This is a genomic window from Oceanicella sp. (genome assembly GCF_056449545.1).
On record NZ_JBWOMN010000009.1, the window covers coordinates 37931 to 47051 of the forward strand.

7 protein-coding genes are annotated in these 9121 nt (G+C 69.9%); 5 read left to right on the forward strand and 2 right to left on the reverse strand.

Going from position 1 to position 9121, the window contains the following annotated elements; all coding sequences use genetic code 11:
- Window positions 1-53: 53 nt before the first annotated feature.
- The 4 genes from AC1HC7_RS00935 (at window position 54) to AC1HC7_RS00950 (ending at window position 6598) form a co-directional block, all read left to right on the forward strand.
- Window positions 54-1244, forward strand: coding sequence for an efflux RND transporter periplasmic adaptor subunit (locus AC1HC7_RS00935; RefSeq protein ID WP_479498171.1), 1191 nt, complete (start codon window positions 54-56; stop codon window positions 1242-1244).
- A 4-nt stretch (window positions 1245-1248) separates the two neighbouring features.
- Window positions 1249-4431 (forward strand): efflux RND transporter permease subunit, encoded by a 3183-nt coding sequence (locus tag AC1HC7_RS00940; RefSeq protein ID WP_479498562.1) that lies wholly within the window; start codon window positions 1249-1251, stop codon window positions 4429-4431.
- A gap of 15 nt (window positions 4432-4446) precedes the next feature.
- Window positions 4447-5790 carry an APC family permease gene (locus AC1HC7_RS00945; RefSeq protein WP_479498173.1) on the forward strand — a complete coding sequence of 448 codons (1344 nt, stop codon included), beginning with the start codon at window positions 4447-4449 and terminating at the stop codon, window positions 5788-5790.
- 70 nt (window positions 5791-5860) lie between these two features.
- A complete protein-coding gene (locus AC1HC7_RS00950; protein ID WP_479498174.1) occupies window positions 5861-6598 on the forward strand; it encodes an SDR family oxidoreductase in 738 nt (245 codons plus the stop codon).
- A 44-nt stretch (window positions 6599-6642) separates the two neighbouring features.
- Here AC1HC7_RS00950 and AC1HC7_RS00955 read toward each other — a convergent pair whose 3' ends face one another.
- Window positions 6643-7389, reverse strand: a complete 747-nt coding sequence (locus AC1HC7_RS00955) for a creatininase family protein (RefSeq protein ID WP_479498175.1) — start codon at window positions 7387-7389, stop codon at window positions 6643-6645.
- Window positions 7390-7602: 213 nt separating this feature from the next.
- Window positions 7603-8379, reverse strand: a complete 777-nt coding sequence (locus AC1HC7_RS00960; RefSeq protein WP_479498176.1) for a transporter substrate-binding domain-containing protein — start codon at window positions 8377-8379, stop codon at window positions 7603-7605.
- Between the two features lie 126 nt (window positions 8380-8505).
- On the opposite strand from AC1HC7_RS00960, the gene AC1HC7_RS00965 reads away from it, so the two are divergent.
- The coding region (locus AC1HC7_RS00965) for an amino acid ABC transporter ATP-binding protein (RefSeq protein WP_479498177.1) at window positions 8506-9121 on the forward strand (616 nt) is incomplete at its 3' end.

Genomic DNA, 9121 nt, shown 5'->3' on the forward strand with positions numbered 1-9121 from the left:
CCACGCCCGAAACCGACCCCGAATCGCCCGTGAATTCGCCGGAGAACAACGCCATGGCCTCAGATCGCGCGAAACAGGCGCTCGCCGTCATCCTGTCGCTCGCGGTCCTCGGCGGGCTGGCGTTCGGCGGCGTCACGCTGCACGCCAAACGGGTCGCGGCGCTTGAAAACGCCGCGCCGCCGACGCTGTTTCCCTGGGCGCTGCGCAGCGCCCGGGTGCAAAAGCGCGACCTCACCAACGGATTCCCGGCGCTCGCCACCCTCAGCTCCCGGTCCGAGATCGCGATCACCCCCCAGATCACCGGCGTCATCACCCAGATGGGCCCGCGCGAGGGCCAGGCGATCAGGAAAGGCTGGCTGCTGGCGCAGCTCGACACCCAGGAAATCGACGACAACATCGCCGCGCTCAAGGCCAGCCATCAGGCGGCCAAGGACGAACAGGCGCTGCAGGAAAAGGAATTCAAGCGTCAGGAGACCCTGCTGACCCGCGGCTTCGCCACGCAGGAACGGGTGGACCGGGTGCGCACCGCGCTGCGCACCGCCACCCAGCGCGTCAACCAGCTGCGCGGCCAGATCGAGGCCCTGAAGACCCGGCTCAGATACGGCACGATCCTGGCGCCGCGCGACGGGATCATCGCCGCGCGGCTGCAGGAACCGGGCGATCTGGCGACCCCGGGGCGGGCGATCTACCGCATCACCGCCGCAACGGGCGCCAAGATCCGCGTCACCGTGCCCCAGGCGGTGGCCGAACGGCTGCGCGAGGGCGGCGACATCGTCGTCGCCCACGGCGCCCAGACCGTCACCGTGAAGATCAGCCGGGTGTTTCCGTCGCTCGACGCGCTGTCCATGGGCACCGCGGAAGCCGATCTCGACGCCATCCCCTTCGGCCTGCCCAGCGGCGCGCGGGCGCCGGGGCGGGTGATCCTCGACCGCTGGCCCGGGGCGCTGGTGCTGCCGCGCAGCGCGCTGATCCTGACCCCCGACGGGACCGGCGCCACGGTGTTTCGCATCGTGCCGGCGGCGGATGACGGGCCGGGGCGGCTGCAACGGCTGCAGGTGAAGATCATCGCCAGCGGGCGTGAGGGCGTCGCGGTCGCCGGCGACATCGCCGAGAACGATCTGGTGGCGGTGGCCCAGGAAACCCAGCTGCTGCGCCTGCACGACGGCGACCCGGTGCAGCCGGCCTACGCGCCCAGCCCCGCCGCGCCCAACCTGACCGCGCCCGACGCCGCGGCGGGGCGCTAGGGTCATGAAACAGCTGCTGTCCCAGGGTCACGCGATCCTGACCTTCTACCTGCTGGTGATCCTCGCCGGGATCTACAGCTACGTCACCATGCCCCTGAACCTGTTCCCGGACGTGAACCGGCCCATGGTCTCGGTGGTCACCCAATGGCCCGGCGCCGCGGCGGATGACGTGGCGCGCGAGACGACCCACCCCGTGGAGGTGCGCATGGCTGCGATCGACGGCGCCTGGCGGGTGACGTCGACCTCGCGCGACGAGGTGTCGGCGGTGCGGGTGGAATTCGACTACGGCGTGTCCATCGAGGAGGCCGCGAACCGGGTCATCGCCGAACTGCCCCGCGTCACCGGCGCCCTGCCCGCGGGCGCCCGGGCGCCGCTGGTGTTCCGCATCACCGAAGCGGCGCGCCCGGCGATCACCCTCGCGGTCACCGCGGCCGAGGGCTACGACCTCGATCTCGGGCAGATCCGCCGCATCGTCGCCAACCCGCTGCGCGACGCGGCGCTGCGCATCGATTCGGTGGCCGAGGCGGAGGTGTTCGGCGGCGATCAGCGCCGGGTGACGGTCGATCTCGACCGCAACAAGCTCGAGGCCTACGGGCTGGGCGTCGAACAGGTCGCCGCGGCGCTGAACCGTTCCAACCTGTCGTTTCCGGCCGGGCTGGTGCAGCGCGACGGCATGCGGCTGCTGCTGACCGCGCGGCGGCTGGCGGCGCTGCCCGACGATCTGGGCGAGGCGCTGGTCCCCCTGCCCGGCGGCGCCCATGTGCGGGTGCGCGATCTGGGTGCGGTGGGCTGGGGCGCCGCCGACCCGATTTCGCTGTTTCGCGGCAACATGCGCGCGGCGGTGGCCCTGGCGATCCTGCGCGGCGAACGCGGCACCGCCGAGGCCACCATCGCCGCGGTCAGCGCGGCGCTGCCGGGGCTGCGCGCCGATTTCCCCATGCTCAGCATCGGGATCGCGGACACCCAGGGACGGCTGATCAACCTGACCGTGGACAACATGCTGAGCGCCTTGCGCGACGCGCTGTTCATGACCCTGGCGGTGATCCTGCTGTTTCTGGGCGACACCCGCGCCGCCTTCATCACCGCGCTGTCGATCCCCTTCACCTATCTGATCACCTTCCTGGTCATGCGCCTGATCGGCTTCGAATTCGACATGGTGACCCTGACCGCGGTCATCATCGCCGTGGGGCTGCTTGCCGACGACGCCATCGTGGTGATCGAGAACATCGAACGGCGCATGCGCGAAACCGGCGAGGCGGGGTTCAGGGCCGCCGTGAACGGCACGTCGGAAATCCTGCGCGCCGACGCCTCGGGCACGCTCACCACCATCGCGGTGCTGCTGCCGATCATGTTCGTGGGCGGGTTCTCGCAACAGATCCTGCGGCCGCTGACGGTGACGCTGGCGGTGTCGCTGGCGGCGTCGCTGCTGGTGTCGGTGACCATCATCCCGCTGCTGGTCCCGTGGCTGATGCGCGGCGAAAAGCGTCGGGACCCGCTGGGCTGGCTGCTGCGCCCGTTCGACCGCTTCGTCATCTCGCCGGTGAGACGCTTCTATGTGGGGCTGCTGGCCGCGGCGCTGCGCCGGCCGCTGACGGTGCTGGCCTTCTTCGCGCTGATGTTCGCCGGGTCGCTGCCCCAGATGCAGACCCTCGGGCGCGAACTGATGCCGCTGATGGACACCGGCGTGTTCAAGATCAGCTTCGAGGCCGAGCCCGACACCGACGCCCCCCGCATGGCCGAGATCGCCGAGCGCATCGAAGCCGCGCTGCGCGCCGAAATCCCCGCCGACTGGATCCTCAACACCGCCACCGCCATCGGCGCCGAGCCGGGGGTGAAATCCATCGGCGGCGATCAGGTGTTCCAGAAAGGCGCGACCACGGTCAACCTGGTGAACCGCTTCCGGCGCGATCGCAGCATCTACGACATCGAGGCGGCGCTGCGCGCCCGCCTGCACCGCATCCCCGGGCTCACCCATGTCAATGTCTTCGAATTCGGCGCCACCCCGGTGTCATCGATCCGCGCCACCGTCGACGTGATGATCTCCGGCCCGGACCCGCTGACGCTTGACCGCATCGGCGACGCGGCGCTGGCGCGGCTGCGCCATGTGCGCGGGCTGACCGGGGTCGAGCGCAGCTGGCAGGGCGGCGGCGCGCGGCTCAATCTCGATATCGACGCGGTGCGCGCGCGGCTCTACGACATCACCGCCGGCGAGATCGCCGCCCAGGTCGCGGCGCAGGTGAAGGGCGTCTCCGGCGGGGCCCTGCGGGTGCCCGGCGAAAACGCCGTGCCGGTGCAGGTGCGCCTGCGCGCCGACCAGCGCGTCGCGACCGAGGACATCGCCGCCCTGCCGATCCGCGTCGGCGGCGGGCGCTTCGTGCCGCTGTCGACCATGGCGACGCCGGAGATCATCTTCGCCCCCACCTCCGAAACCCACCAGATGATGATTCCGACGATCAACCTGCTCGGCTATCGCGGCGACATCGACCTCGTGCATCTGCACGACAACGTCGTCGCGGCGCTGGCCGATCTGACGCTGCCGCGCGGCTATGCGCTCAGCTACGAGGGCGAATACAAGCAGTCGCTGGAATCCTTCGGCCGCATGATCCGGGCGCTGGGGATCGGGCTGGCGCTGCTGTTCCTGATGCTGATCATCACCTTCCGCTCGTTTCTCGACCCGATCGCGGTGTTCGCCAGCCTGCCGCTGGCGGTGATCGGCGCCGCCTGGGGGTTGATGCTGGCGGACAAGCACAATTCGCTGCCCGCCTTCATGGGGTTGATCCTGTTGATGGGCATCGCCGTGAACAACGGCATCCTGCTGATCGACTTCGCCCGCCGGGCGCAGGACAGCGGCAAGAACCTGCGCGATTCGCTGCTGCAGGCGGTGGAGATGCGCACCCGCCCGATCCTGATGACCGCCAGCGCCGCGGCGGTGGGCATGACCCCGGTGGCGCTGGAATGGGCGGTGGGGCTGGAACGCCTGTCGCCGCTGGCCATCGTCGCCATCGCCGGCATGATCGTCGGCACCTTCCTGACCCTGCTGGTGGCGCCGGTGCTGTATTACCTGCTTGAATCCGGCCGCCGGCGATTCGACGCCTGGCGCGGCCGCGCGACGCCGCCGACCCCTGCGCCTTCAACCCCCGCGCCTTCAACCCCTGCGCCTTCAACCCCTGCGCCCCCGGCGCCCTGACCGAAAGAACCGCGCATGCATCGCTCCGGCGACGAAGTCACATTCTGGTCGGCCGTGGCCATGGGCATCGGCGCCATGGTCGGCGCCGGCATCTTCGCGCTGCTCGGGCAGGCGGGGTCGATCGCCGGCAGCGCGGTGTGGATCTCGTTCGTCATCGGCGGCGTCATCGCCCTGCTCAGCGGCTATTCCATGGGCCGGCTCGGGGCGCGCTACCCGGCGGCGGGCGGGCTGGTGGAATATCTGGTGCAGGGCTACGGGCCGGGGCGGTTCTCCGGCGCCATGAGCGTGATGATGTATATCGGCGCGCTGGTCTCCACCGCGCTGGTGGCGCGCACCTTCGGATCCTACGCCGCGGCGCTGTTCTCGCTCGACTCCGCGCCGCTGGCGACACCGGCGCTTTCCGCCGGGATCGTGTGCGCGTTCATGCTGATCAACCTCAACGGCGCCCGCGCCATGACCGCCATCGAAAACCTGGTGGTCGCCGCCAAGATGGCGGTGCTGCTGGGCTTTGCGCTGGTCGGCCTGGCCTATGTGACGCCCGAACGGCTGTCCCCCCAGACCTACCCGCCGGCCTCGATGATCTTCTTCAGCGTGGCGGTGACCTTCTTCGCCTATGAGGGCTTTCGCGTCGTCGCCAACGCCGCCGAGGACATGCGCGACCCGGCCCGCACCCTGCCCCGCGCCATCATGACCGCGATCCTGCTGGTGATGCTCACCTACGTGGCCATCGCCGTGGTGGTGTTCGGCAACCTGACCCCCGCAGAGGTCGTCGCGGCGCAGGATCTGGCGCTGGCCGAGGCCGCCAAGCCGGTGTTCGGGGAACGCGGCTTTCAGGTGGTGGCGCTGGCGGCGCTGCTGGCCACCGCCTCGGCGATCAACGCCGCGCTCTACGCGGTGACCAACGTCACCTACCAGCTGGCGAAGATGGGCGAACTGCCCCGCGCCTTCGCCGAACCCATCGCCCACAGCCGCGAGGGGCTGGTGATCTCCTCGATCCTGATCGCCGCCATGGCGATGTTCTTCGACCTGTCGGCGATCGCCTCCATCGGCGCCCTGTCGATGCTGCTCATCCATCTGAGCGTGCATGTGGGGCATCTGCGGCTGCGGGGCGAAACCGGCGCCTCGCTGCCGGTGCTGCTGCTCGCCATCGGGGCCAATGGCGGCGCCGTCGGGCTCGGCGCCTATTACCTGTCCGGGACCTCGCCGATGATCCTGGTCTGGATCGTCTTCTTCTTCGCGCTGGCGCTGGCGGTGGAGGTGGTGCTCAGCCAGGTGGCCGGGCGAACCGTGAAGGCGCGCGTTGACGGCGCCCCCCGATCAGGCCCCGCGATCGAGCCCCCCGATCACGCCGCGTCTTGAGAGATCGCCGCGCAGGCGCCAGAGTGCGCGGCAAGCGCGGGACGCGCGCGGCATCTGGGGAGACTGAGACATGAGCGCAACCATCGTGATCACCGGCGCCGGCACCGGCATCGGCAAGGCGACGGCGGAGACATTCCTGAAAGCCGGCTGGAACGTGGCGCTGGCCGGGCGCCGGCGCGACCCGCTGGAGGACACCGCTAACGGCCACGCCCGCGCGCTGGTTCATCCCGCCGACATCACCGACCCGGCGGCGGTGGACGCGCTGTTTGACGCGGCGATCGCCCGGTTCGGGCGCATCGACGCGCTGTTCAACAACGCCGGGACCAACGCCCCGGGCGCGCCCATCGACGAGATCAGCGTCGAGGACTGGCGCAAGGTGCTGGGGGCCAATCTCGACGGTGCGTTCCTCTGCGCCCGCGCGGCGTTTCGGGCGATGCGCGCGCAAGCGCCCCAGGGCGGGCGGATCATCAACAACGGTTCGATCTCGGCGCATGTCCCGCGCCCCGGCTCGGCCCCCTACACCGCCACCAAGCACGCCATCACCGGGCTGACCAAGACCCTGTCGCTGGACGGGCGGCCCTTCGACATCGCCTGCGGCCAGATCGACATCGGCAACGCCGCCTCGGCGATGACCGCGGCCATGGCCGGCGGCGTGCCCCAGGCCGATGGATCAATGAAGCCCGAACCGCTGATGGACGTGGCCCATGTGGCCGACATGGTGCTGCGCATGGCCGAGCTGCCGCTGGAAACCAACATGCAGTTCGTCACCATCATGGCCACCAAGATGCCCTTCGTCGGGCGCGGCTGAGCGCCCCCGCCCGGCAGGCCCCCGGCAGACCCCGCCCCCGGGATCTAGCCGGCGAACCAGGCGGCGCAATCCTCGGCCGCCGCCGCGATGGCGGCGTCAAGCAGCGCGCGCCCGTGTTCGGGCCGCGCCAGCGCCGAATGCGACCCGACCCGCCCGTCGGGAAACCGGGCGCGATGCGCGTCGGGCGGCCCGTGACGATCCCCGGCATGGGCCCGCGCGTAGCCCGGCGGCAGCGGCGCCGGCGGATCCTGCGCCGCGCCCGGCGCCACGATGCGCCGGGTCGCCTGGGTGACGGCGATTTCCGAGGGCGTGGCGTGCATGCCCTCCCAGTCGCCGTAATATGCGTCGCGCAGCCGGTTCACCGCCGGATAGTCCCACCAGCTGCGCAGCCGCAGCGCGCCGCCCGGACGCCGGTCCGCCACCGCCGCCGCCACCCGCGCCAGCGGGGCCAGATTGGCGCCGTGGCCGTTGATCACGTAGACCCGGCGAAACCCCTGCGCCAGCAGCCCCTCGACCACCTCGCGCGCCAGCGCCTCGAACAGCGGCTCGGAGATCGACAGCGTGCCCGCAAACGCCGTGTTGAACGGCGCCGGCGCGTAGCGCAGCGTCGGGGCGACCATGGCGCCCAGACGTTCGCCAGCGCCCAGCGCCACCGCCTCGGCGCAGAACGCGTCGGTGCCGATCAGCCCCATGGGGCCGTGCTGCTCGATCGAGCCGGCGGGCAGGATCGCCCCCGCGCCGCGATCCAGACAGGCCTCGACCTCGGGCCATGTCGCCAGATCAAGCCGCATGACGGGGCCCGAGCCGGTCGCGCAGGCGCGGCGCCCATTCGGCAGGTTCGGCGGCATTGCGCCGACCCGCAACAGCCCCCGGCAGCATGATTTCGCGCCAGGCGAGCCGCTTGCGGCGCCGCAGGATGCGCCGCCTGGCGCAATGCAGGCCGACCGGGATCGCGCGGACCGTCACCCCCTGCTCGGGGGGCGGCGCGCCGCCCCCCGTCGCGGTCAATTCAGCAACTGCCACTTCTTGCCGAGTTCGGCGAAGAAGCCGCGCTCGGTCTTCAGCGCGATCCAGGTGTTCACGTAGTTGATCCACACCTGATCGGCCTGGGGCAGCAGCATGGCGATGGGCGTCGGCGAGCGCGGCGCCGACACCGGCACGATCATCATCTGCGCATATTTGGCCACCAGCTTGTTGGCCTCGACATTGGAGGTGATATGCGCGTCGGCGCGCCCGGCCAGGACCTCCTGGAAATCCCGGGCCGGGGCCTCGACGATGCGATGCTCGGCATTGGGGAAATACTGCTTCACCTGCTTTTCCTGGGTGGTGCCCAGCGTCGCCGCCACGGTCACGCCCGCCTTGTCGAGATCGCCCCAGTCCTTGAACCGGTCGGCGTTCTTGACCAGGATCAGCGGCACCGTCGCCAGCGAGAAATAGCTGGTCGAATACCCCGCCGCCTTGGCCCGCGAGGGCGAGATCGAGGCCGACCCGGTGAGGTGATACTTGCCCGAGGTGACGCCGCTCACCAGGGTTTTCCAGTCCGTGGGCACGAATTCCACCTTCACGCCCAGATCCTTGGCCAGTTCGGTCATCACGTCGATGTCGTAGCCCTTGTAGGTGTTGGTGGCCGGGTCCTTCATGGTCATCGGGTTCCAGTCGCCCGTGGTCCCGACCTTCAGCACGCCGGAGTTGAGAATGTCCTGAAGCGCCGACTGCGCCTGCGCCTGCGCGGCCAGCCCCAACACCAGAAGCCCGGTCGCGATCGTCTTGAGAAATTTCATCTGTTCCACCCCTGTTCCTGCATTCAACGCATCATCGCGTGGGTGTTTGATATTTGCAAGAAACTAAAGTCATTGCTTGACGCGCAACAAGATGATCATCTGCGCATCATCAGGGACGGAGGCCACATGCAGGACGACACGGCGCCGCCGATCATTTCGATCGCCGGGATATCCAAGCGGTTCGGCGATTTCCAGGCGCTGCGCGACGTGTCCCTCGACGTGGGACTGGGCGAACGCGTGGTGGTCTGCGGCCCTTCGGGATCGGGGAAATCGACGCTGATCCGCTGCATCAACCGGCTGGAGAAACACGAAACCGGGACCATCGCCGTGGACGGCGTGACCCTCGACGACAGCCGCGCCAGCCTCGACGCCATCCGCGCCAATGTCGGCATGGTGTTCCAGCAGTTCAACCTGTTCCCGCATCTGACGGTGCTGGAAAACCTCACCCTCGGCCCGGTTCGCGCCCGCGGCATGACCAGGGCCGAGGCAAGCGACCTGGCCATGGGCTATCTCGAACGGGTGCGCATCCCCGAACAGGCCGACAAGCGCCCCCGCCAGTTGTCCGGCGGCCAGCAGCAGCGGGTGGCGATCGCCCGGTCGCTGTGCATGGAGCCCAGGATCATGCTGTTCGACGAACCCACCTCGGCGCTGGATCCGGAGATGATCTCCGAGGTGCTCGACGTGATGACCGACCTCGCGCGCGACGGCATGACCATGATCTGCGTCACCCATGAAATGGGCT

What these genes read in the sequence shown, in the direction of transcription:
- AC1HC7_RS00935 (WP_479498171.1), top strand. Translation starts at nt 54, where the DNA reads ATGGCCTCAGATCGCGCGAAACAGGCGCTCGCCGTCATCCTGTCGCTC.
- AC1HC7_RS00940 (WP_479498562.1), top strand. Translation starts at nt 1,249, where the DNA reads ATGAAACAGCTGCTGTCCCAGGGTCACGCGATCCTGACCTTCTACCTG.
- AC1HC7_RS00945 (WP_479498173.1), top strand. Translation starts at nt 4,447, where the DNA reads ATGCATCGCTCCGGCGACGAAGTCACATTCTGGTCGGCCGTGGCCATG.
- AC1HC7_RS00950 (WP_479498174.1), top strand. Translation starts at nt 5,861, where the DNA reads ATGAGCGCAACCATCGTGATCACCGGCGCCGGCACCGGCATCGGCAAG.
- AC1HC7_RS00955 (WP_479498175.1), bottom strand. Translation starts at nt 7,389, where the DNA reads ATGCGGCTTGATCTGGCGACATGGCCCGAGGTCGAGGCCTGTCTGGAT.
- AC1HC7_RS00960 (WP_479498176.1), bottom strand. Translation starts at nt 8,379, where the DNA reads ATGAAATTTCTCAAGACGATCGCGACCGGGCTTCTGGTGTTGGGGCTG.